This window comes from Sinorhizobium garamanticum (genome assembly GCF_029892065.1).
GTDB classification, from domain to species: domain Bacteria; phylum Pseudomonadota; class Alphaproteobacteria; order Rhizobiales; family Rhizobiaceae; genus Sinorhizobium; species Sinorhizobium garamanticum.
The window spans coordinates 3,577,813-3,599,958 of the sequence record NZ_CP120373.1; the positions used below are offsets into that span (position 1 = coordinate 3,577,813).

At 61.0% G+C, this 22,146-nt stretch carries 15 protein-coding genes, 1 tRNA gene and 1 riboswitch; of the genes, 6 read left to right on the plus strand and 10 right to left on the minus strand.

Annotated elements, in window-relative coordinates; translation table 11 throughout:
* The first annotated feature begins 57 nt into the window (after positions 1-57).
* The gene (locus tag PZN02_RS16850) at positions 58-438 is read left to right on the plus strand and encodes an SUF system Fe-S cluster assembly protein (protein ID WP_280659097.1); all 381 of its coding nucleotides are present in this window, start codon (positions 58-60) and stop codon (positions 436-438) included.
* Between the two features lie 97 nt (positions 439-535).
* Complete coding sequence (gene sufA / locus PZN02_RS16855) at positions 536-928, plus strand: Fe-S cluster assembly scaffold SufA (protein ID WP_280661525.1); 393 nt, start codon at positions 536-538, stop codon at positions 926-928.
* A gap of 192 nt (positions 929-1,120) precedes the next feature.
* Here sufA and PZN02_RS16860 read toward each other — a convergent pair whose 3' ends face one another.
* From PZN02_RS16860 to gcvT, 4 genes are all read right to left on the minus strand, one after another.
* Entirely contained in the window at positions 1,121-2,011 is an 891-nt protein-coding gene (locus PZN02_RS16860; protein ID WP_280659098.1) for an NAD-dependent epimerase/dehydratase family protein, read from the minus strand.
* A 283-nt stretch (positions 2,012-2,294) separates the two neighbouring features.
* Positions 2,295-5,159, minus strand: coding sequence for an aminomethyl-transferring glycine dehydrogenase (gcvP, locus tag PZN02_RS16865; RefSeq protein ID WP_280659099.1), 2,865 nt, complete (start codon positions 5,157-5,159; stop codon positions 2,295-2,297).
* On the minus strand, positions 5,159-5,521 hold the full coding sequence (gene gcvH / locus PZN02_RS16870) for a glycine cleavage system protein GcvH (protein WP_136505500.1): 363 nt from the start codon (positions 5,519-5,521) through the stop codon (positions 5,159-5,161). The genes gcvP and gcvH overlap by 1 nt, the downstream gene beginning before the upstream one ends.
* A gap of 16 nt (positions 5,522-5,537) precedes the next feature.
* Positions 5,538-6,677, minus strand: coding sequence for a glycine cleavage system aminomethyltransferase GcvT (gcvT, locus tag PZN02_RS16875; RefSeq protein ID WP_280659100.1), 1,140 nt, complete (start codon positions 6,675-6,677; stop codon positions 5,538-5,540).
* A gap of 141 nt (positions 6,678-6,818) precedes the next feature.
* A riboswitch (glycine riboswitch) is annotated at positions 6,819-6,906 on the minus strand.
* A gap of 161 nt (positions 6,907-7,067) precedes the next feature.
* Here gcvT and PZN02_RS16880 point away from each other — a divergent pair.
* On the plus strand, positions 7,068-7,475 hold the full coding sequence (locus tag PZN02_RS16880; RefSeq protein WP_280661526.1) for a hypothetical protein: 408 nt from the start codon (positions 7,068-7,070) through the stop codon (positions 7,473-7,475).
* 79 nt (positions 7,476-7,554) lie between these two features.
* Complete coding sequence (locus tag PZN02_RS16885) at positions 7,555-8,235, plus strand: copper chaperone PCu(A)C domain-containing protein (RefSeq protein WP_280659101.1); 681 nt, start codon at positions 7,555-7,557, stop codon at positions 8,233-8,235.
* Positions 8,236-8,325: 90 nt separating this feature from the next.
* Here PZN02_RS16885 and PZN02_RS16890 read toward each other — a convergent pair whose 3' ends face one another.
* The gene (locus PZN02_RS16890; protein ID WP_280659102.1) at positions 8,326-8,703 is read right to left on the minus strand and encodes a hypothetical protein; all 378 of its coding nucleotides are present in this window, start codon (positions 8,701-8,703) and stop codon (positions 8,326-8,328) included.
* Positions 8,704-9,042: 339 nt separating this feature from the next.
* Between PZN02_RS16890 and PZN02_RS16895 the strand changes: the two genes are divergently transcribed.
* A complete protein-coding gene (locus PZN02_RS16895; RefSeq protein WP_280659103.1) occupies positions 9,043-9,984 on the plus strand; it encodes an alpha/beta fold hydrolase in 942 nt (313 codons plus the stop codon).
* 989 nt (positions 9,985-10,973) lie between these two features.
* Positions 10,974-12,491: an amidase gene (locus tag PZN02_RS16900; RefSeq protein WP_280659104.1), complete on the plus strand. Its 1,518-nt coding sequence runs from the start codon at positions 10,974-10,976 to the stop codon at positions 12,489-12,491.
* 185 nt (positions 12,492-12,676) lie between these two features.
* Here PZN02_RS16900 and PZN02_RS16905 read toward each other — a convergent pair.
* The 5 genes from PZN02_RS16905 to uvrA form a co-directional block, all read right to left on the minus strand.
* A tRNA-Ala gene (locus PZN02_RS16905) sits at positions 12,677-12,752 on the minus strand.
* A 147-nt stretch (positions 12,753-12,899) separates the two neighbouring features.
* Complete coding sequence (locus tag PZN02_RS16910) at positions 12,900-13,364, minus strand: cupin domain-containing protein (RefSeq protein ID WP_280659105.1); 465 nt, start codon at positions 13,362-13,364, stop codon at positions 12,900-12,902.
* A gap of 242 nt (positions 13,365-13,606) precedes the next feature.
* Positions 13,607-17,404 carry a vitamin B12-dependent ribonucleotide reductase gene (locus PZN02_RS16915; RefSeq protein ID WP_280659106.1) on the minus strand — a complete coding sequence of 1,266 codons (3,798 nt, stop codon included), beginning with the start codon at positions 17,402-17,404 and terminating at the stop codon, positions 13,607-13,609.
* Between the two features lie 726 nt (positions 17,405-18,130).
* Positions 18,131-18,934 (minus strand): DUF72 domain-containing protein, encoded by an 804-nt coding sequence (locus tag PZN02_RS16920; protein ID WP_280659107.1) that lies wholly within the window; start codon positions 18,932-18,934, stop codon positions 18,131-18,133.
* Between the two features lie 190 nt (positions 18,935-19,124).
* Positions 19,125-22,046: an excinuclease ABC subunit UvrA gene (gene uvrA, locus PZN02_RS16925; protein WP_280659108.1), complete on the minus strand. Its 2,922-nt coding sequence runs from the start codon at positions 22,044-22,046 to the stop codon at positions 19,125-19,127.
* Between the last annotated feature and the right edge of the window lie 100 nt (positions 22,047-22,146).

Below are 22,146 nucleotides of genomic sequence, written 5' to 3' on the forward strand. Positions count from 1 at the left end.
AGGTTCTTGCCGTAAAGGTGTGGCACACTTTCGCGGAGCCTGCTCAGGGAGACGGATATGAGTCTCGGTGCAACGGAAGAAAAGATCGATGTCCGCGAAGGCATCGTGCATTCGGCCATTCCGGCCGAAGAACTGGCGCGTCTTAGCGATGACATCATTGCTGCCTTGAAGACCGTTTACGACCCGGAAATCCCAGCCGACATCTTCGAACTCGGCCTCATATACAAGATCGACATCGAAGACGATCGGATGGTGAAGATCGAGATGACGCTAACCGCTCCGGGCTGCCCCGTTGCGGGTGAGATGCCGGGCTGGGTCGAGAACGCCGTCGGCGCCGTCGAGGGTGTTTCCGGCGTCGAGGTGACGATGACCTTCGATCCGCCGTGGACGCCGGACCGTATGTCGGAAGAGGCGCAGGTCGCGCTCGGCTGGTACTGAGGTTCGGCCTGATATTGATCCATTAAGACGCGGGCATTACATTAGATTCTGGAAAGCGCCGGGCCTTTACCCCGGTGATATGAAGGAGAAGAAGCCGATGGGCTTTGCCGTGATGAGCTTGACCGATGCGGCCGCAGGCCGCGTGCGGACGATCGTCGAGAATGCGGGAGGCGATGCCAAGGGCATCCGCTTGAGCATCAAGAAGGGCGGCTGCGCCGGCATGGAATATGCCGTCGATTTGGTGAGCGAGCCCAATAGTAAGGACGATCTGATCGAGCATCTCGATGCCAAGGTCTGGGTCGCGCCCGAGGCGGTGCTCTACCTGCTCGGCACTCAGATGGATTTCGAAGTGACGCCGCTGCGCTCCGGCTTCACCTTCCATAACCCCAATCAGACGTCCGCCTGCGGTTGCGGCGAGTCTGTCGAACTGAAGCCGGCCGATCTTGCTGCGCTGGCCGACCGCGGCGATGCCGTCGTTCGCGCGAACTGACCGCTTCGCACACCGAGTGGATTCAAAAAAGCCCGGTTTCAACCCCAGCCCCTAACCGAAATGTGGAATACTTCCAGTCGCAGATATCTCTCGCGAAACTCCGACTTTTGCGAGTGGATTTTGCGACGGGAACTGACAGGAAAGTTCGATGCTGGCGGTTTTATCGCGGAAGTTAGGATTTCTGTGAAATCCTTACTCCGCTTTCCTGCTGACATGCGAGCCGGGGGGCAAGACCTCCAGGCTGCGCCGATCCATTTGCGCCAGCACCTCACTAAAGCCAAAGCGGGGATGCCACCCAAGCGTGCGCTCGGCTCGTCCAGAGTCATATATGCGGTCGATGGAGTTTGGGAGGTACCATCCTCTCCGTTCAAACTCGGTCGCAAGGGCTGGTGCCCGCAGCCTGATAAGGGAAGCCGCGTCCATTGCCAGATTATGACAGTCCCGCTTCGTGAAAGGGGTCGCGGCCGAGATGATATAGCGCTGAAAATATGGCCCACTATTCGCCAACGCTGCCAGATGGGCATCGGCCACATCGCGAACGTCAACACCGCGATGCAGCCTGTAGGTGGCCATCACATCGCCCGGTTCCGGGAAGCTTCGCGACATGCGCAAAACCCGCACGGCCAATTCAGAGCAGGCCATGCCTTCCAGAAGATGCTCGGCTTCGAGTTTCGTCCGATGATAGATGCTCTTCGGCAAAGGAGCCGTATTTTCGTCTATCCACACACAGGAGCCGGGAGAAACGGCGTATCCATACAAGGCTGTGGTGCTGGTGAAGATCAGCCGTTTCACGCCAGCGGCAATCGCTGTCTTTGCGAGAAGGCGGACTCCCTCCACGTTGATGCGTTGAAATTCTTCATCTGGAATCGTGCTGACATGGGGAGCATGGAGTGAAGCCGTGTGGATGACCGCATCCGCTTCCTTCAAAACAGAGCTTAACAGCGCTTCACTGACGAAGTCTCCGACGACATGGGTGGTTGAAAAGGGAGAGCGATCGATCCCGACCACCTCATATCGTTCTGCCAAGGCGCTGAAAATGGCACGCCCGACACGCCCGGAACTGCCCGTAAGCACTATACGCATGTGGAGCTTTCAAAAATCCGTTGCCGCGAAACGCCAATGAAAGTGGCAGTTTTGCGACTAAATTCTACCACGTCGCAAAAACCAATGTTCTGCGACAGGTGAGTGCGCAGAATGCTTCACGAAGATATTTCCAGCAAGATAAACCGCCCCAAACACCCATGCCAAAAGGGGATTCGCCATCAATATCAACTAGGATTCCGCATTTCGGTTAGGGGCTGGGGTTTCAACCGGGCTTTTTCGTTCTGCCGGCGGGCGTGCACGAGGCACGCTCCGCCGCCTCACATCATTCTGCCGCTTCCGCGTAGCTTTCGATCGGCGGGCAGGTGCAGACGAGGTTGCGGTCGCCGTACACGTTGTCGACGCGGTTGACCGGCGACCAGTATTTGTCGACACGGAAGGCGCCGGGCGGGAAGCAAGCCTGCTCACGCGAATAGGGCCGGTCCCAGTCGCCGACGAGATCTTCGACCGTATGCGGCGCGTTCTTCAGCGGATTGTTGACCTTGTCCATCCGGCCTTCCTCGATGGCGCGAGCCTCCTCGCGGATAGCCAGCATCGCATCGCAGAAGCGGTCGAGTTCGGCTTTGGTTTCCGACTCGGTTGGCTCGATCATCAGCGTGCCGGCAACCGGCCAGCTCATGGTCGGCGCATGGAAGCCGCAGTCGATCAGACGCTTGGCGACATCGTCGACGGTCACGCCGGCGCTGTCGACGAGCGGACGCGTGTCGATGATGCATTCATGCGCGACACGGCCCTTGGCCGACTTGTAGAGCACATCGTAAGCGCCCTTCAGCCGCGCTGCGATATAGTTGGCGTTGAGAATTGCCACCTTGGTCGCCTGGGTCAGACCTTCACCACCCATCATCAGGCAGTAGCTCCAGGAGATCGGCAGGATCGAGGCCGAACCGAAAGGAGCTGCGGACACCGCGCCTTCATGACCGTCCGTTTCCGGATGGCCCGGAAGGAAGGGCGCAAGATGCGCCTTCACGCCGATTGGTCCCATGCCCGGGCCACCACCGCCGTGCGGAATGCAGAAGGTCTTGTGCAGGTTCAGGTGACTGACGTCGGAGCCGATGTCGCCGGGCCGGGCGAGCCCGACCATGGCGTTCATGTTGGCGCCATCCAAATAGACTTGCCCGCCGTGCTGGTGGACGATCTCGCAGACTTCCCGCACATTTTCCTCGAACACGCCATGCGTTGACGGGTACGTGATCATGCAGCAGGAGAGATTGTCGGCATATTGCTCGGCTTTGGCGCGGAAATCGTCCATGTCGATTTCGCCGATATCGCTGACCTTGACGACCACTACCTTCATGCCGGCCATCTGCGCGGAGGCCGGGTTGGTGCCGTGCGCCGACGTCGGAATGAGGCAGACGTCGCGATGGCCGTTGCCATTGGCGATGTGATAGGCGCGAATCGTCAGAAGACCGGCGTATTCACCTTGCGCACCCGAGTTCGGCTGCATCGAAATCGCGTCATAGCCGGTGATGGCGCAAAGTTTTTGCGACAGATCCTCGATCATGTGGCGATAACCGAGCGCCTGGTCCGCCGGAGCGAAGGGATGAATTTCGGAAAATTCCGGCCAGCTGATCGGCAGCATTTCCGCCGTGGCGTTGAGCTTCATCGTGCAGGAGCCGAGCGGAATCATCGCCCGGTCGAGCGCGAGGTCGCGGTCCGCGAGGCGGCGGATGTAGCGCGTCATCTCGCTTTCGGCGCGGTTCATGTGGAAGATCGGGTGGGTCAGGTATTCGCTGGTGCGCAGCAGCGGCTGCGGTAGGCGATAGCCCGGCTCGAACTCTTCCACCTTGAAATCGCCGCCGAAGGCGCGCCAGACGGCTTCGAGCGTCACCGGCCGCGAGCGCTCGTCGAGGCTGATGCCGATCTTCGTGTCGCCGATCTTGCGAAGGTTCACTTCCTCGGCCACCGCCGTCTTCAGGATGATGCCCTGCAGCTTGCCAACCTCGACCGTGATCGTATCGAAGAAGACATCCGGCTCAACGGTGTAGCCAAGCTTTTCCAGCCCCATGGCGAGACGGACCGTCTTCTGGTGGACGCTCTGCGCAATCGCCTTGATGCCCTTCGGGCCGTGGAAAACGGCATACATCGACGCCATCACCGCAAGCAGCACCTGCGCCGTGCAAATGTTGGACGTCGCCTTTTCGCGGCGAATGTGCTGTTCGCGCGTCTGCAGCGACAGACGGTAGGCGCGGTTGCCGCGCGAATCGACCGAAACGCCGACAAGCCGACCCGGCATCGAGCGCTTGTAGGCATCCTTGACCGCCATATAGGCCGCGTGCGGACCGCCATAGCCAACCGGCACGCCGAAGCGCTGTGTCGAGCCGATCGCTATATCGGCGCCCATTTCACCAGGCGACTTGAGCAGCGCCAGCGCCAGCGGGTCGGCCGCGACAGCGGCGATCGCACCCTGTTCGTGCAGCTTGGCGATCACCGCAGTGAAGTCGCGAACATGGCCATAGGTGCCCGGATACTGGAAAATCGCACCAAAGACATTGGCGGCATCGAGCTCGGTGAAGGGATCGCCGACGACCACCTGCCACCCGAGCGGCGCAGCGCGCGTCTTCAGCAGCGCGATCGTCTGGGGATGACAATTCTCGTCGACGAAGAACGTCTTCATCTTCGACTTCGCAACGCGCTCCGCCATGGCCATGGCTTCCGCGGCCGCCGTCGCCTCATCGAGCAGCGAAGCATTCGCGACATCGAGGCCGGTCAGGTCGCAGACCATGGTCTGGTAATTGAGCAGGGCCTCGAGCCGGCCTTGGCTGATTTCGGGCTGATAGGGCGTGTAGGCCGTGTACCAGGCCGGATTTTCCAGGATGTTGCGCTGGATGACCGGCGGCGTGATCGTGCCGTAATAGCCTTGGCCGATCAACGAGACGAGTTTCTGGTTGCGGTTCGCCGTTTCGCGCAGCTTGTCGAGCGCCTCGCGCTCGGTCATCGGCGTACCCCAGACGAGCGGCGTCTTTTGACGGATCGCCGGCGGAACCGTATCGTCGATGAGGGCGTCGAGGCTCGGATAGCCGACGACTTTCAGCATTTCCACCATTTCCGCGGGCGAGGGGCCAATGTGACGCCGATTGGCGAAGTCGTAAGGCTTGTAGTCGGTAAACGTGAAGTCCTTGGGCATGCTCATCAGGCGACGAGCTCCTTGTAGGCCGCTTCGTCAAGAAGGGCGTTGGCGGCGCTCGGATCGGCGAGCTTCAGCTTGAAGAACCAGGCGGCACCCTGCGGATCGCTGTTGACGAGCGACGGGTCGTCGACGATCGCCTGGTTGACCTCGATGATCTCGCCGTCGAGCGGACAATAGACGTCGGAGGCCGCCTTGACGGATTCGACGGTCGCGGCCGAATCGCCCTTGGCGAAGGAGGCGCCGGCTTCCGGCAGTTCCACGAAGACGAGATCGCCGAGCTGCCCGGCTGCGTGCTCGGTGATGCCGACGGTCGCGACGTCACCTTCGATCTTCAGCCACTCGTGTTCCTCGGTGAATTTCAGCATTGGCGCTCTCTCCTGATCAGCGTTTGTAGGTTTGTTTCACAAAGGGCAGGGCGGTCACGGTAAGCGGCAGATATTTGCCCCGCACCTCCGCGTAAAGTTTCGTGCCGTTTCCGGCCTGGGCGGCGTCGACATAGCCCATGGCAACGGGGCCATCGACGCTCGGGCCGAAGCCGCCGGAGGTGACGGTGCCTACGGCCACATTACCTTCGGCATCCGCGTAAACCTTGGCGCCGCCACGAACCGGCGCACGGCCTTCAGGCTTCAACCCGACACGGCGGCGCTTGGCTCCATTGGCGAATTCGGCGAGGATGCGCTCGGCACCCGGGAAACCGCCGGCGCGATCGCCGCCCGAACGGCGGCTCTTCTGGATTGCCCATTCGAGCGCAGCCTCGACCGGCGTCGTGTCGGCGTCGATGTCGTTGCCGTAAAGACAAAGACCCGCCTCGAGGCGAAGCGAATCGCGCGCGCCGAGCCCGATCGGCATGACGTCCGGATGCTCGAGCAGGCGCTGGGTGACGTCGACAGCCGATGTGACTGGAATGGAGATCTCGAAACCGTCCTCGCCGGTATAGCCGGAACGGGAGATGATGCAGGTCACGTCGTGGAGGTCGGCTTCTGCCACATCCATGAAGCGCATGGAGGCGACATCCGCCCAGAGTTCGCAAAGCACCGCTTCTGCGCGCGGCCCCTGCAGCGCAACCAGGGCGCGGTCATCCAGCATCTTGACGTCGCAGGTGTCGCCGAGACCCCTCTTCAAGTGCTCGAAATCCGCATCCTTGCAGGCGGCATTGACCACGAGGAAGAGATGATCGCCGCGATTGGTGATCATCAGATCGTCCAGGATGCCGCCTTCGTCGTTGGTGAACAGGCCATAGCGCTGGCGGCCCTCCGCCAGGCCAAGGATATCGACGGGCACCAGTTTTTCGAGCGCCAGCGCCGCATCCTCGATGCGACCGGATTTCGGCCGGACGATGATCTGGCCCATGTGCGAGACGTCGAAGACGCCCGCTGCGGCGCGGGTGTGCAGGTGTTCCTTGAGCACGCCTTCCGGGTATTGCACCGGCATGTCGTAGCCGGCAAAGGGCACCATGCGCGCACCGAGCGAAAGGTGCAACGCGTGCAGCGGCGTGTGCTTCAAATGGGAAATATCTTCCAAATCCGGCCTCCAGGTCTGGCGCATCCCGCGCCGGCTCACACTACCGGCGTCAAGCGCCGAGAAATTTGAGCCCCCTCTGTCCCTTTGCCTGAGATTGTTATCCCTTCGGCGAGCGTAACCGCTTCTCTCCAGAGTCCTACCGGCACCTTGCTGGTCCTTTGGCCTGAGAGTTTCCGGGGCGGTTGCTCCTTCGGCACCGGATTGAACCGGTTTCTCCCAACAAGATCGTCTCCAGATAACGGCGAAGGCCGGAACTTGGCAAGAGCCTATGTCGCGACCGAACATATTTTTGTCGCGGTGGCTTCATCACGCCGCCAGAAGCGTGCGGCAATTCAGCCTTTGCAATTCTGGTCGGCTGGGGATAACGAATTGGCTGACCAAGAGGGAACCATGGCAAGGCGCGTGGATAAATGGCGGATTGCGGTGCGGGTGCTCGCCGCCTTTGCGCTCGTTTTCCTGTCTTTCGCCCACAAGCCGGCTTTCTCGAAAACGCTGGGTCCAGCCGCTGCTGCCGACTATCTGCTGCCCGACGGCACATTCGCGGACATCTGCTTCGGCACGGACGGTGTCGATCATGATGCCGGACAGGACGAAGCGCCCAAGATCGCCCCCATTTGTGAAGCCTGCCGCCTGTCCGGATCGGTGCTGCTGCCGGAGCCGCCCCAAGAAAGCACCCCCGCCGAAAACGGCAGTTGGCTTGCTAAGGCAACGGTCATCAAGATCGAAGTGGCGCTTGCCCCGCTGCGGCTGCTGCCGCCGTCACGCGGTCCACCAACATCTCTCGTAACCTTCTCCTGACGCATTCCATTTTTCATTCAGCCGCCAATGCGGTGTTGACCACAAAGGTCCGAGACCTGCGTGGTTCGGAGATTACGACATGACCAAGACCAAATTCACCCTGCTTGCCGCCGGCTTAAGCCTTACCGTCGCCACCATGGCGCATGCGCACGCCACTTTCGAAACCAACAGTGCGCCCGCCGAAACGACATTCAAGGCCGTTCTCCAGGTACCCCACGACACCGACGATAAAGTGGCCTGGGACCAGGTGGCGGCCGCGGGCCAGAGCGCCCATGATCTCAAGGGCCCGGCGCCGACCGTAACGCCCGCAAGCAGCACGCAGGGACACGGCGAGCATGGCAGTCACCAGACGGCTGGCAGTCCGGTCGAAGCCGGCGACCTCGAAATCTCCGGCGGTGCCGTCAAGGCAATGCTGCCCGGTGCGAAGGTCGGCGGTGGCGGCTTTGTCGTCAAAAACACCGGCAGCGTCGACGATCGACTTCTGGCCGTCGAAAGCCCGGCCGCAGGGCGAGTGGAGCTGCATGAAATGAAGATGGAAAACGAAGTCATGAAGATGCGCAAGCTCGAGGACGGCGTCGTCATTCCTGCAGGCGCGACCGTCGAACTCAAGAGCGGCGGCCTGCACCTGATGTTCATGGAAGTGAAGAAGCCCTTTGCCGAGGGCGAGACCGTGCCCGTGACCCTCACCTTCGAGAAGTCCGGCAAGGTCGATTATGTGCTGCCAGTCGGCGCCGCCGTCGGTGGACACAAGCACAATTAGGATCGGTCTACCGTATGGTTCCTTAAATCGGCATCGATTTAAGGACAAAATCATGCTTGCGCGTCTGATTAGACGCGCGACGCTGTAGCGTTATGATCCCTGGATGAACTGGTCGAGGATCGCGGCGATTTCGTCATCGCCTTCCTTCTCATCGCCGGCAGGTTCCTCCTGCCGGCCTCGCTGGTTCTCGCCGCGTTCATCGTCCTGCATGTATTCGAGATAACGGCGCAGCGCCTCGGCCTGTGTCTCTTGCGGCGGGCGGCCATCGGCACTGATCAGCATCAGTCCGAGGGGCAGGGCACCCTTGACCTTCGCACTTGGCGCTGGTGCGGCCTGTTCCTGCCTGCGCACCGAAAGCAGCGTGATCGCCTCGTCGGTCGGGCCGTCGCCACGCACGCGCGCCGATGGCTTGACGGCTTCCGCCGCGCATGCCGCCGTTGTCGCGGAGATGGAGACGACCTGGGTCAAATATCCCGCCTCGTCGGCGCCAAGCGCCCTTTTCGAACCTCTACAATCCCTTTTCTGTGCCAGATTTCGCTTGCGAGCTGGTGAAATCAGGCGGCCGGATTTTATGCAAATCTTAACGTTTGCTGCGACGGGAACGGCGTGCGGCAAAAATTTCCGCCGCGGTGTCGGCAGGTTATCCGCCGGGCCGTCCTTGAGGCATGACCCGTCGCGATGGCGGCCCTACTGCATGATTCCTTAAATCGGAATCGATTTAAGGACAAAATCATGCAGCAATTCAAAGTGTTACAGCGACCTTAGCGCGTCCGATTGGACGCGCGGCGCTGTAGTGGAGGATGAGACATGCTGAAAACAACCCTGATCACCCTGATCGTCGCGGCGATAGGCGCATTTTGCACGCCCGCGACAAGCGCCGCCGAGCAGGCGATAACGAAACAGGCGGCAACCCCGGCGCCGGCGAAGAGCGGGCACCTCACCGTCAACGGCATCAACTACTATTACCAGGTCTATGGCGAGGGCGAGCCTGTGCTCCTCCTCCATGGCGGTCTGGGGATCATCGAAATGTTCGGCCCGAATCTCGCAAAACTTGCCGAGGGTCGCCAAGTGATCGGCGTCGATCTCCAGGGACACGGCCGTACGCCGCTCGGCGACCGCCCGATCGATCTCGCGGCGATGGGCGCGGACATGGGCGCGCTCGTAAAGGAGCTCGGCTACGAACAGGTCGATGTGCTCGGCTATTCGATGGGCGGCGGCGTCGCTCTGCAGATGGCAGCGCAGGCGCCCAAGAGCGTGCGGCGACTGGTGCTGGTCTCGACGCCTTATGCCAAGGATGGCTTTTATCCGGAAATAATCGCGGCGCAGGCCCAGGTGGGCGCCGGCGCGGCCGAGATGATGAAGGAAACGCCGATGTACAAGTCCTACGCCGCCGTCGCGCCGGACGTATCGGAATTCCCGAAACTGCTCGACGCGATGGGCGAACTGATGCGACGCGACTATGACGGATCCGCAGCCGTGGCCAAGCTCACCATGCCGGTGATGCTTATTTACGGCGACAGCGATATGTTCCGGCTGGAGCACGTCGTCGATTTCTATCACAAGCTCGGCGGTGGCCTGAAGGATGCCGGCTGGACGCGCGAGAACATGTCGAAGAACCGGCTGGCGATCCTGCCCGATCTCACGCACTACGACATCTTCCTCTCGCCAAAGCTCCTGGAAACGGCCTTGCCCTTCCTTAACGGCGAGAGCGGCGCGAAGAGTTGGGCGGAGGAGGTGGAGGAAAAATAGGCCGCCACAGTCGCGCGGGCCGCAGCAGCGGTCCGCCTCATTGGGCCACAAATATTTCTATACCCTTGGTTGAGCAACATAGTACAATCACAGTCGCAACCAAGAAAAGGCCGCCAGATCCTGCGCAAATGCAAGAGCATCGGGGGACGTCACTCAGCCAGGAAAGGACGAAGGTCTATGCGCGTGATCGTGTTGTTGGTAGCGCTTTCTGCACTATGCGCGTGCTCACAAACCTCGAGGTCGACCATGGTCGACCGGTACGAACGTGGGGAAGGGGACTACTATCCGGGCATCGTACCGCCGACCCCATTCTAGGACGCTGCCAGTATTCACGTTAGGGAAGTAACGATGCAGGAGCCCTCATCGGCCAGACTTCCTGCCCCGTTTGTCGCGTCTGTTGAATGGACGCGCTCCGTTTGCCGCAGGGGTAATGCCTCGCAGGCCAATCTTCGCTTCGCCTATAGCCGAGCACATATGAAAGAATGGTTGCGATCACCGGTAGGGAATTGATCCCGCGCCAATGCCGGAATATCAATGATCGTCAATCCGTTAGCAAAAAGTACGAGGCCTATGCGCAAGATCCTATTGTTGCTCGCAGTCGCCACTCTCGCTGCGTGCTCGCAAACCGTCCACGTCGGAGGGGAAGGGGAGTATTACCAGGGTATCGTTCCGCCGCGGTGATTGTTGGGACGCCGCATAAGGCCCGACCGCTGTCGTCGGCGGCTCCTCACGACATTCCCAAGTGCCTGCGGAGCATATTCCCGGTATCTAGATCAATAGCGATGTGCGCGCGAGCAAACACCAACGCCAGGACCTACGCGCCAGCATCTTGTGCCCATATCGCTCGTTCAGCGTCCTCCTTGCCACCTTGACGACCGTACTCTCAAGCCGCTCGCTCCGAGGGAACGAATGTTCGGCGGATTAGTAGGTCCGGAGCGGGCGTGCTACGTTCCCGGGAAATCGGTGTTTTCGACACTGTAGGGGGGGCCTTGTCGTTGATCGCTGAGTACGACGATCTGGATGGTCTCGGACTGGCCGAGTTGGTCAGGACGCGCGCAGTTTCACCACAGGAACTCGTGGAGACCGCAATAGACAGGATCGTGACGAGGAACACGAGTTTGAACGCGGTCATCCTGACCATGTTCGATGAAGCGAGAAAGGCGGCGCTTGCAGTCGACTTCAGCGCCTCGTTTGCGGGCGTTCCTTTCCTGTTGAAGGACTTGCTCTCCACTGTCGCGGGCGTCCCAACCTCGAACGGTAACCGGCTTCTGGCGAAGCTGCCGGCGCCGGGCGACTCCGAACTCGTTACACGTTGGAAAAAAGCTGGTCTCATCGTCCTTGGGAAAACCAACACCCCGGAATTCGGGCTGACCCCCTACACTGAGCCGGGTGCCTTCGGCCCGACGCGAAACCCGTGGGATCTGACGCGTACGCCCGGCGGCTCGAGCGGGGGCTCGGGAGCCGCCGTAGCTTCGCGTATGGTCCCGCTTGCCTCGGCCGGTGACGGCGGCGGTTCCATCCGCATCCCGGCATCGGCATGCGGGCTTTTCGGCCTCAAGCCAACCCGCGGCCGCACGCCCGCCGGCCCGTTTGCCGGGGAGCCTTGGGCGGGCTTTGCCGTCGAACATGTTCTTACGAGGTCTGTGCGCGATTCAGCCGCCCTGCTCGACATCGTCCAAGGAGCGGATGTCGGCGCACCCCACTATCTACCCCCGTATTCCGACTCTTTTCTCGAGGCAGTTGCGCGGACGCCAAAGAAGTTGCGAATTGCCGTATCTGCGACACCGATGCTCGGCGGCGTCGTGGAACCGGAGGTGCTGCGCGCTTTCGCCGACGCGACCAAGCTGCTCGAAGAACTGGGACATGAGGTGGTCGAGACAGCACCGTCAGTCGAAGCGGAGGCATTCTCCCTGTCGTTTCTGACCGTTCTCGCTGCGGAGCTGAGGGTTGATATCGAAGAAGCGGCCAAGGCGGCGGGCGTCAAGATTCGCGTCGAGGATTTCGATGAATCGACGTTCGGAATGGGTCTGCTCGGACAAGCATGCTCGGCAGGCGAACTCGCATCTGCGCTACGCTATCTCAAGCTGGCAGCCAGAGGCGTATCGGCATTCTTCGAATCGCACGATGTGCTTATGACACCCGTCCTGTCCCAAATCCCTCCGTCAATAGGCGCGCTCCAGCCATCGACGATCGAGAAGAAACTAATTCGGGCGATCGGCCGCATGAAAGCAGCATGGCTTTTCAAAAGGCTGGGCATCGCGAAACGCCTCGCGAGCGAAACGTTCAGTTTCATACCATGGACGCCTGTATTCAATGTAACCGGACAGCCTGCGATGTCGGTGCCCCTCTTCTGGTCGGATCGCAGTCTGCCCATCGGCATGCACTTCGTCGGACGCTTCGCCGATGAGGCGACTTTGTTTCAGCTGGCTGGCCAACTCGAAATGGCGCGACCTTGGCAGAGCAGGAAGCCACCGATGCGCGTGCCGGGGCAAGCGTCTCCCGCGTGATGTCGCCCACATTTGGTCAGCCCCGCAGAGTTTGCAGTTGAGCCTTTCATGGAGGGACCGTGTCTGGTGGAAGTCGATATGCCGATCCGCACGCTGACAGGCCGCGTGCCGCCTCGACACGAGATTGTCACCCATGTCTTAGGGACAAAATGTTACCTATGTCTCCGGGTCGGACAAGAGAGGTTTGGTGGAGTCGAAGGGATTCGAACCCTCGACCTCCGCAGTGCGATTGCGGCGCTCTCCCAACTGAGCTACGACCCCATTAGCTGACGTGTATAAGAGAAATCCGGCGGCCACGCCAGTGCCCGTGCACGCATCAAGGCTGTGAATCTTGGTGTCGTGCTTCGGAAGTGGTGCGGCCGCCCTCAGGTTGAGATCTCGAAAACACGGCGTTTCGCGATGCGAGCGTCACTTGGGCGAGGGCCAATCCGAGAGCAAGGTGATGCCGAACCTTGGCGAAGCCTCGCGCAGACGCTCGATCTCCTTGGGTGTCGGCGGTCCTGCGACTTCGCCCGGTTGAAGTTCGTGGCCGGCTTCCTTGAGAAACCGATCGAACAGAGCGGGGGTCCCGATCAAGATGTATCTGCAAGGATTACCGCTCGTGTTCATAAGCTGGTGCGGAATGCCGCGCGGCAGGAAGATACTCTCGCCCGCTGTCACGCGTTGAGGCTGGCCGTCGATCACCGCAGTCATTTCGCCTTCGATGATGTAAACCGTCTCGTCGTCGTTGGCGTGGACGTGGATCGGCGTCCTTGTGTCCCCGTCGCTCTTGTTCTCGAAGAGGCAAAACTGCCCCGCTGTCTGTTCTCCGGACAGCAGGCGTTTCATCACGACTCCTGCAAGGACAAACTCTTTGCCGTCGATATCGCTCATGGTCATTTCCTTTCCACGGCTCGTGCGGATGAAGCGGGCGGGGGACCTCCATTCAGAGAGATTGGGATAAGGAACCATTCGTTGCCGCGCAGGCGGTGCAAGTCCCTTCCCGGAGCCGCCCGATATTCGGCGTAGCGATTAATCTGCACCAGACATGCGATACAACGCACAAGAGCGGCCAACTGGCCGCTCTTTGACTTTACTTTTTTTCTGCGGCGAGGCTCACCAACAAGCAGTGGGACTCAGCTGCACCCGCTCGTCGCACCGCACGTATCGCACTTCTCACAGGTGCCATTCCTCACCATCGTGAAGTTCTGGCACTCGGAGCACATGTTGCCAGTGTAGCCCTGCATGATCGAGCGGGCGCGGCGCTCTGCCTCGACCTTCTTGGCGTCGGCCTTTGCTGAAGCGGCTTCGGCGGCGGCCTTGTCGGAGAAGAGGGCGGTTACCTCCTGCTCGACTTCTTCGGCGATCTCCTCGGCAAGCTCGGCGGCCCGCTCCTCATAATCTCGCTTGAACGCTAAGACTTCCGATGCAGCGGCCGCTATAGCCGGTTCCAGCTTGCGGGCGGTGTTGCCGGCGATCGAGGTGACCGTGGCACCACCGGATGCGCGCGCCGGTGCGGCGGTCGAGGCGCCCTTCGGCTCGGAGAGCTGGCGATCGGCCGTGCCGCCGACGATGGTCGGCTTGTAGCCCCGGGTCCAGCCGGTCGACACAAGGTTGGTCTTGCCTTCCTGGATGCCACGGCCGAGTGCGGTGTTGCTGAAGTCGGACGTGTCGACGTGGGCGAGGTCGTGGCGGCCGAGATAGGAGACGGCAAGTTCGCGGAAAACATAGTCGAGGATCGACGTCGCGTTCTTGATCGCGTCATTGCCCTGGACCATGCCGGCCGGCTCGAACTTGGTGAAGGTGAAGGCCTCCACATATTCTTCGAGCGGCACGCCATATTGCAGGCCGAGCGAGATGGCGATGGCGAAGTTGTTCATCATCGCGCGGAAGGCGGCGCCTTCCTTGTGCATGTCGATGAAGATCTCGCCCAAGCGGCCATCGCCGAATTCGCCGGTGCGGAGATAGACCTTGTGGCCGCCGACGATCGCCTTCTGGGTGTAGCCCTGGCGGCGATTCGGCAGTTTTTCACGGGCGCGGATGACCTTCTCGATGACGCGCTCGACGATTTTCTCGGTGACGGCGACTGCCTGGGCGGCCGCCGGCGCCTGCATCAGTTCTTCGATTGCTTCCTCTTCCTCATCGTCCTCAATCAGGGACGCGTTCAGCGGCTGCGACAGCTTGGAACCGTCGCGATAAAGCGCGTTCGCCTTCAGCGCGAGCTTCCAGGACAGCATGTAGGCGTTCTTGCAATCCTCGACGGTCGCCTCGTTCGGCATATTGATCGTCTTGGAGATCGCGCCCGAGATGAACGGCTGTGCGGCCGCCATCATGCGGATGTGGCTTTCGACCGAAAGGTAACGCTTACCGATCTTGCCGCATGGGTTGGCGCAATCGAACACCGGCAGGTGCTCGGCCTTGAGGAACGGCGCGCCTTCGAGCGTCATCGCGCCGCATACATGGATATTGGCGGCTTCGATGTCCTTCCTGGAGAAGCCCAGGTGCTCGAGCAGGTTGAAGTCGATCGAGGCGAGTTGCTCGTCGGTGACCTTCAGCGTGCCCTTGAGGAAATCGGCGCCAAGCGTCCACTGGTTGAAGACGAACTTGATGTCGAAGGCGGCCTTCAGCGCAGCGTTGACGGCCTCGATTTTCTCATCGGTGAAGCCCTTGGCCTTGAGCGTCGTCGGGTTGATTGCCGGCGCCTGGTTAAGGTTGCCATGGCCGACGGCATAAGCCTCGATCTCGGCGATCTGGCTTTCCGAGTAACCGAGGGTGCGCAGCGCTTCCGGCACTGCGCGGTTGATGATCTTGAAGTAGCCGCCGCCGGCGAGCTTCTTGAACTTGACCAGCGCGAAGTCGGGCTCGATGCCGGTAGTGTCGCAATCCATGACGAGGCCGATCGTGCCGGTCGGCGCGATAACGGTTGCCTGGGCATTGCGGTAGCCATGCTTCTCGCCGAGCTCAACGGCCTTGTCCCAGGCGCTCTTGGCGTGAGCGATCAGCTCCTGGTCCGGGCAATCGGCATGAACGAGCGCGACCGGGTTGACGGACAGGCTCTCATAGCCCTTGGCTTCGCCATAGGCGGCGCGGCGATGGTTGCGCATGACGCGCAGCATGTTGTCGCGGTTGGGGGCAAAGCCCGGGAAGGGGCCAAGCTTGGCCGATATTTCGGCCGAGGTGGCATAGGCAATGCCGGTCATGATGGCGGTCAGCGCACCGGCGATGGCGCGGCCTTCGGCCGAGTCATAGGGAATGCCGGACGACATCAGCAGGCCGCCGATGTTGGCGTAGCCGAGGCCGAGCGTCCGATATTCATAGGAGAGCTCGGCGATCTCGCGGGACGGGAACTGCGCCATCATCACCGAGACTTCGAGAACAATCGTCCAGAGGCGGACGGCATGCTCATAGTCGCCGATATTGATCCGCTTGTTCGCGGCGTCCTTGAACTGCATCAGGTTGAGCGAGGCGAGGTTGCAGGCCGTGTCGTCGAGGAACATGTATTCCGAGCACGGGTTCGACGCGCGGATCGGGCCGGCGGCCGGGCAGGTGTGCCAGTCGTTCATCGTCGTGTTGAAGTGCAGGCCCGGATCGGCCGACGCCCAGGCGGCGTGGGAAATCGATTCCCAAAGATCGCGAGCCTTCAAGGTCTTCATCACGCGACCGTCCTTGCGGGCGGTGAGATTCCAGTCGCCATCGGCTTCGACGGCGCGCAGGAAGTCGTCCTTGATCGAAACGGAGTTGTTGGAGTTCTGGCCGGAGACGGTGAGATAGGCCTCCGAATCCCAATCCGTGTCATAGGTCTTGAACTGGATATCCTTGTAGCCCTGCCGTGCGAACTGGATGACGCGCTTGACGTAGTTTTCCGGAACCAGCGACTGCTTGGCAGCACGGATCTCGCGCTTCAGCGCCGGGTTCTGCTTCGGGTCGAAGCAGGCGTCGTCGCTGCCGTCACAATTGACGCAGGCCTTCATGATCGCCTTCAGGTGCTTCGCGACGATCTTGGAGCCGGTGACGAGGGCGGCAACCTTCTGCTCTTCCTTGACCTTCCAGTTGATGTATTCCTCGATATCCGGATGGTCGATGTCGACGACCACCATCTTGGCCGCGCGGCGAGTCGTGCCGCCCGACTTGATGGCGCCGGCGGCGCGGTCGCCGATCTTCAGGAAGCTCATGAGGCCGGAGGACTTGCCGCCGCCCGAGAGCTTTTCGCCTTCGCCGCGCAGGTGCGAGAAGTTGGAGCCGGTGCCGGAGCCGTATTTGAACAGGCGCGCCTCACGCACCCAGAGGTCCATGATGCCGCCCTCGTTGACGAGGTCGTCGGCAACGGACTGGATGAAGCAGGCATGCGGCTGCGGGTGCTCGTAAGCGGATTTCGACTTCGTCAGCTTGCCGGTGAAGGGATCGACATAGAAGTGGCCCTGGCCGGGGCCGTCGATGCCGTAGGCCCAGTGCAGGCCGGTGTTGAACCATTGCGGCGAGTTCGGCGCGACGCGCTGGGTGGCGAGCATATAGGCGAGTTCGTCACGGAAAGCGGCTGCATCTTCCTCCGTGTCAAAATAGCCGCCCTTCCAGCCCCAATAGGTCCAGGTGCCAGCCAGGCGATCGAAAACCTGGCGCGCATCCGTTTCGGAGCCGTACTGCTCATCCTTCGGCAGTGCCTTCAGCGCATCCGTATCGGGCACCGAGCGCCACAGGAAGGAGGGCACGTCGTTTTCCTCGACGCGCTTCAGCTTGGCCGGTACGCCCGCCTTGCGGAAATACTTCTGCGCGAGAATGTCGGCGGCGACCTGGGAGAATTGCGCGGGAACATCGATGTTCTCGAGGCGGAACACGATCGACCCATCCGGGTTCTTGATCTCACTCGTCGCCTTGCGGAAATCGATCTCGGCGTAGGCGGATTGCCCGGCCTTTGTGAAACGGCGTTCGATCTTCATTGTCCCGTGTCCTTTGTTGCCATGCGCCTAGGCGCAAATATCCCCGCCCGGCCGCGAGGTTCCGCAGCCAGCTCCAGCTTCCGTCATTTGAAGGAAACCCATGCCCTGGGTGACCCTGTATCTTGTGATGATGCTGGCTGCAAACACTAAATATAGTATTAACAAGTCATTTATGCCAGCCTGAATGTTGCCCCAGCGGCCCAAAAATCGCGCAAAACCCTCCCGCCGCGGCCGCACGGATCATCCGTGCCGATCGCATGCCAGGACCGACGATTTGGGGAGATGAACCGGCCTCTTAATTTCCGGTCCGCCGCCGTCGCAACGTGAAATCCATTAACCGTGAATCGGCTCGGGGCGTCAAGGGGTGGTTTGTGACGGAAGTTTGAGCGCTATATGTTGTGTGGATCGACTGTGGAAAACGGGGACATCGGTCAAGCCGTTGAAAATCAGGGACTTCAGCAGATTGCCTGCGACGATGCCGCAACGGCAGGCGCTGGATCAAAATTTTCAAGGGTAAAAAAGCAGATGAAGGCCATACCGTAGCGCTACCCGCGATTGCAAAGACGATCTGGATGTGACGCGTACGTGGTGATTCGGCTGCGCAGCGACATCGATGAGGCCGCACCGTGGCGATTTGAGAAAGCGCCACTACATCTGGCGTCACCGCGGCGACCACGAATCTACCTATGCTCGGCGCTACGCCGCTCGAGATCCCGGCGGAGTGGGCTAGCCCACCCGCTTCTGCAACTCCCTTGCGCCATTCGGTGCGTTGACCTTGCCTGAGGTAATGAAGAAGGCAAAAACGTCGCGCGGCGTCTTATCCGCCTTGCGATCCGGCGCACTCTTTTCAAGCCCTTCCGGCTCGCCGCCTGCCGCAAAGGTTTTCAGCCGCTCGGCCCAGAGATCCAGGCCCGCGGGCGGATAACACGTCTTTATGTCATCGCTGCCTGTCTGCAGCCTTGCATAAACGAAGTCCGCCGTGACGTCGGCGATCATCGGATAGTCGGCATGTTCGGCGAGCACGACCGCCACGTTGTATTTGTTCAAAAGCTCGATGAAGTCGGGTGCCTGGAAGGACGGATTGCGGACCTCGACCACATGGCGAAGCTTCAGCCCGTCCTGCTTTTCAGGAAGGAGCTTGAGAAATCCTTCGAAATCGTCCGGCTCGAATTTCTTTGTCGGCGCGAACTGCCAGAGAATAGGGCCGAGGTGGTCGCCCAGTTCCGTCAGGCCCTGGGTCAGGAATCTCTCCATCGATTCACCGGCTTCCGCGAGGACCTTACGATTCGTCACGAAGCGGCTGGCCTTCAGCGAGAAGATAAAATCGTCCGGGACCTCTGCCGCCCACCGGGCAAAGGTTTCCGGTTTCTGCGAGCTGTAATAGGTGCCGTTGATCTCGATCGTGCGCAGCTCCTTGCCGGCGAATTCGAGCTGCCGCTTCTTCGGAAGGTTGGAAGGATAGAACGTGCCTTCCCAGGGCTCGAAGGTCCAGCCGCCGATGCCGACGCGGATTTTACCGGATTGTGTCATCGTCTCCTCCTCAAGGCCCTTCCGGGCGATTCATCTCGCTTACCGCGAATCCGTTCGACCACTCCGCGCAATCAGCGTCGCCGGTCCTAGTCAGCACGGCCACCCGTTTCCGGGCGAACATTGGTCCGAAAGGAGCGCCGCATTCCGCACTCCCGGCAATTGTCGGAGATCCGGATCGGCCGCGAGTCGGTCACTCCGCCGCCTCGACCTTCTTGACCGGCCGGCGCTCCAACAGCTCTTTCAGGAAATGGCCGGTATAGGAGCGGGGCTCCTTCACGACGTCTTCCGGCGTACCTTTGGCGATCACTTCGCCGCCGCCGTCGCCGCCTTCGGGGCCGAAGTCGATGATCCAGTCAGCGGTTTTGATGACTTCCAGATTGTGCTCGATGACCACGACGGAATTTCCCTGGTTGACGAGCTCATGCAGAACTTCAAGAAGTTTCGCTACGTCGTGGAAATGCAATCCTGTTGTCGGCTCGTCGAGAATATAGAGCGTGCGGCCGGTGGAGCGTTTGGACAGTTCCTTGGCGAGCTTCACGCGCTGCGCCTCGCCACCCGAAAGCGTATTCGCCTGCTGGCCGACCTTGATATAACCGAGACCCACCTGGTTCAGCGTCACGAGCTTGTCGCGCACGGAAGGCACGGCCGAAAAGAACTCGACGCCTTCCTCGACAGTCATGTCGAGCACGTCGGCGATCGACTTGCCCTTGAAATGCACGTCGAGCGTTTCGCGATTGTAGCGCTTGCCGTGGCAGACGTCGCAGGTGACATAGACGTCCGGAAGGAAGTGCATCTCGATCTTGATGACGCCGTCGCCCTGGCAGGCCTCGCAGCGACCGCCCTTGACGTTGAAGGAGAAGCGCCCCGGCTGATAGCCGCGCGCCTTCGCCTCGGGAAGTCCCGCGAACCAGTCGCGAATCGGCGTGAAGGCACCGGTATAGGTCGCCGGGTTCGAGCGCGGCGTGCGGCCGATCGGCGACTGGTCGATATCAATCACCTTGTCGATATGCTCGAAGCCGTCGATCCGGTCGTGTTCTGCCGGGTTTTCGCGTGCGCCCATGATGCGGCGTGCGGCCGCCTTGTAGAGCGTTTCGACGAGGAAGGTCGACTTGCCGCCGCCGGAAACGCCTGTGACCGCGGTGAAGACACCGAGCGGGATCGAGGCCGTAACATCCTTCAGGTTGTTAGCTCGCGCGCCTACGACGGTGATTTCCTTCTTCTTTTTCGGCTTCCGCCGCTCGCTCGGAACGGCAACGGCGAGTTCGCCGGAGAGGTATTTTCCGGTGAGCGATTTCGGATTGGCCATGATGTCGGACGGAGCGCCCTCTGCGACGATCTCGCCGCCGTGGATGCCGGCCGCCGGACCGATATCGACGACGTAGTCGGCCGTCAGGATCGCGTCCTCGTCATGCTCCACGACAATGACCGTGTTGCCGATGTCGCGCAGATGCCGGAGCGTGTCGAGCAGGCGGGCATTGTCGCGCTGATGCAGACCGATCGAGGGCTCGTCGAGCACATAGAGCACGCCGGTCAGCCCGGAACCGATCTGGGAGGCAAGCCGGATGCGCTGGCTTTCGCCACCGGAGAGCGTCCCGGAACTGCGCGAGAGGCTGAGATATTCAAGCCCGACGTCGTTGAGGAAGCGCAGCCGCTCGCGAATCTCCTTGAGGATGCGCACGGCAATCTCGTTCTGCTTGGCGTTGAGGTGTTCGGGCAAGGCATCGAACCAGTCGCGGGCGATGCGGATCGACATCTCCGTAACTTCGCCGATGTGCAACTTGTTGATCTTGACGGCAAGCGCCTCCGGTTTCAGTCGATAACCGGCACAGGCCGGGCAGGGCGCTGCCGACATGAAGCGCTCGATCTCCTCGCGCGCCCAGGCGCTGTCGGTCTCCTTCCAACGGCGCTCGAGATTGGGCACGATGCCTTCGAAGGTCTTCGTGGTGTTGTAGGAACGCGCACCGTCCACATAGTGGAAGACGATCTTTTCCTCCGTGCCATGCAGGATGGCCCGCTGCGCCTCCTCTGAGAGCTCGCTCCAGCGGCTGCTGAGCTTGAAATCGAAGGCCTTGCCCAGCGCCTCCAGCGTTTGATTGTAGTAAGGCGAGGACGATTTTGCCCAGGGCGCAATCGCGCCGTCGCGCAAGGTGCGGTTCGGCTCGGGGACGATCAACGCTTCGTCGATCTTCTGTTGACTGCCGAGCCCATCGCAGGTCGGGCAGGCGCCGAAGGGATTGTTGAAGGAAAAGAGGCGCGGCTCGATCTCCGGAATGGTGAAACCGGAGACCGGGCAGGCGAATTTTTCCGAAAACAGCACCCGCTCGTGCGTCTCGTTCAACGATTTGTTGGCGGAGCCGCCAGCCGCGGTTTCCCCCGGCGGCAGCGGCTTGTCAGCGAATTCGGCGATCGCGAGGCCATCGGCAAGCGTCAGGCAGGTTTCGAGGCTGTCGGCAAGACGCGTGGAAAGATCGGGCCTCACCACGACGCGGTCGACGACCACATCGATATCGTGCTTGTACTTCTTGTCGAGCGCCGGCACGTCGGCGATTTCATAAAACTGGCCATCCACCTTGACGCGCTGGAAGCCCTTCTTCATCAGCTCGGCGAGTTCTTTCTTGTACTCGCCCTTACGGCCGCGCACGAGCGGCGCGAGGATATAGAGACGCGTACCCTCGCCGAATTCCAGCACGCGATCGACCATCTGACTGACAGTCTGGCTCTCGATCGGCAGGCCGGTGGCCGGCGAATAGGGCACGCCGACGCGCGCGAAAAGCAGGCGCATATAATCGTAGATCTCTGTGACAGTGCCGACCGTCGAGCGCGGGTTGCGCGAAGTCGTCTTCTGCTCAATCGAGATCGCCGGCGACAGGCCGTCGATCTGGTCGACATCCGGCTTCTGCATCATTTCGAGGAACTGGCGGGCATAGGCCGAAAGACTCTCGACATAACGACGCTGGCCTTCGGCGTAGATCGTATCGAAGGCGAGTGAGGATTTTCCGGATCCGGAAAGCCCGGTCATCACGATGAGCTTGTTGCGCGGCAGATCAAGGTCGATGCCCTTGAGATTGTGCTCACGCGCACCGCGAATGGAGATGGTCTTGAGTTCGCTCATCGGAAGTCAGCTTTGCATGTCGTTGAAAGCCTCCTATTTAATGACGACAACGCCCATGTCGAGGCGCAATCGGCAAAGAGGCGGCTCAATTGCGATTCGG

Bases quoted from the DNA above. Each gene is read 5' to 3' on its own strand.
- PZN02_RS16850 (WP_280659097.1), top strand. From the start codon at position 58: ATGAGTCTCGGTGCAACGGAAGAAAAGATCGATGTCCGCGAAGGCATC.
- sufA (WP_280661525.1), top strand. From the start codon at position 536: ATGGGCTTTGCCGTGATGAGCTTGACCGATGCGGCCGCAGGCCGCGTG.
- PZN02_RS16860 (WP_280659098.1), bottom strand. From the start codon at position 2,011: ATGCGTATAGTGCTTACGGGCAGTTCCGGGCGTGTCGGGCGTGCCATT.
- gcvP (WP_280659099.1), bottom strand. From the start codon at position 5,159: ATGAGCATGCCCAAGGACTTCACGTTTACCGACTACAAGCCTTACGAC.
- gcvH (WP_136505500.1), bottom strand. From the start codon at position 5,521: ATGCTGAAATTCACCGAGGAACACGAGTGGCTGAAGATCGAAGGTGAC.
- PZN02_RS16880 (WP_280661526.1), top strand. From the start codon at position 7,068: ATGGCAAGGCGCGTGGATAAATGGCGGATTGCGGTGCGGGTGCTCGCC.
- PZN02_RS16885 (WP_280659101.1), top strand. From the start codon at position 7,555: ATGACCAAGACCAAATTCACCCTGCTTGCCGCCGGCTTAAGCCTTACC.
- PZN02_RS16895 (WP_280659103.1), top strand. From the start codon at position 9,043: ATGCTGAAAACAACCCTGATCACCCTGATCGTCGCGGCGATAGGCGCA.
- PZN02_RS16910 (WP_280659105.1), bottom strand. From the start codon at position 13,364: ATGAGCGATATCGACGGCAAAGAGTTTGTCCTTGCAGGAGTCGTGATG.
- PZN02_RS16915 (WP_280659106.1), bottom strand. From the start codon at position 17,404: ATGAAGATCGAACGCCGTTTCACAAAGGCCGGGCAATCCGCCTACGCC.
- PZN02_RS16920 (WP_280659107.1), bottom strand. From the start codon at position 18,934: ATGACACAATCCGGTAAAATCCGCGTCGGCATCGGCGGCTGGACCTTC.
- uvrA (WP_280659108.1), bottom strand. From the start codon at position 22,046: ATGAGCGAACTCAAGACCATCTCCATTCGCGGTGCGCGTGAGCACAAT.